This is a genomic window from Paenibacillus sp. EKM206P (assembly GCF_011066155.1).
GTDB lineage: Bacteria > Bacillota > Bacilli > Paenibacillales > Paenibacillaceae > Paenibacillus > Paenibacillus polymyxa_D.
In genome coordinates, this window is record NZ_JAAMNQ010000092.1 from 1 (window position 1) to 338 (window position 338).

At 58.6% G+C, this 338-nt stretch carries 1 protein-coding gene; it reads left to right on the top strand.

Going from position 1 to position 338, the window contains the following annotated elements; all coding sequences use genetic code 11:
- Positions 1-6: 6 nt before the first annotated feature.
- The coding region (locus G9G53_RS25835) for a phosphopantetheine-binding protein (RefSeq protein ID WP_446724865.1) at positions 7-338 on the top strand (332 nt) is incomplete at its 3' end.

Genomic DNA, 338 nt, shown 5'->3' on the forward strand with positions numbered 1-338 from the left:
GATTACATGATCCCGACGTATGTGGTACAACTGGATCGTTTCCCGCTGACACCGAACGGGAAAATCGACCGCAAGGCGCTGCCGGCGCCGGAAGCACGCCTCGAAGGAGGCCTGGAGTACGTTGCACCGCGGACGCCGCTGGAAGCCAAGCTAGCCCAAATCTGGCAGGATGTCTTGAAGCTGTCCAGCGTAGGAGTCACCGACTCATTCTTTGACGTGGGTGGGCACTCCCTGCGGGCAACGACGCTGGTGGCCAAAATCCATCAGGAACTGGACAGCCGGATTACGCTGCGTGAGGTGTTCCAACACTTTACGATTGAGCAGCAAGCCCAGCTCAT